At 68.2% G+C, this 611-nt stretch carries 1 pseudogene; it reads left to right on the forward strand.

Annotated elements, in window-relative coordinates:
* Positions 1-18: 18 nt before the first annotated feature.
* Positions 19-611: pseudogene (locus tag G7A99_RS23685) on the forward strand (hypothetical protein); the annotation flags it as partial.

Consider the following 611-nt stretch of genomic DNA (forward strand, 5'->3'; position numbering starts at 1 on the left):
AATAGCCGCGGTGCCGCCATGCGCCGCCACTGCCGTTGCTCGGTACTGCTGGGGGTATCGGTGGCGCTGGTCGCCGGCACAGCCGTCGCCCGCGACGGTGGCGACGGGCCACCGACCTTCCGTGACCGATTCGTGCAGCAGGTCGTGAAGGGCACGCAGCTGAACGGTCAGCTGGGCATCTACGACTTCCGCCGGTTCCACGACACCAACCGGCCTTACCCGAACATCGACGACCCGGACGACGATTTCGATACGCGCTCCAATGCCTTCGGCGGCAGCGTGAGCGCCCGCACCGGGATGCTCTACGGTCTGTCCGCCGGGTTCGGCGTCTCGTTCGCGGAGCCGATATACGACTACGACAACCCCAATGCGAACCTCGTCGGCCCGGACGAGGGGCTGCACGCCATCACGGAGGGGTACCTGCAGTACAACATGCCGGGGCTGCGACTGCGGGGCGGGCGCCAGCTCATCAATACCCCGTTCGCGAACACGGACCAGTTCACCTTCATACCGCGCTCGTTCTCCGGTGCCTCTGTCGCCATCCGGCCGCTGGAGATGGCTGGCGGGGGTGACGACGCGTCCGGGGCGCAGGCCCGCCGGGACGAGGAGGC

Source organism: Arhodomonas sp. KWT (assembly GCF_010993615.1).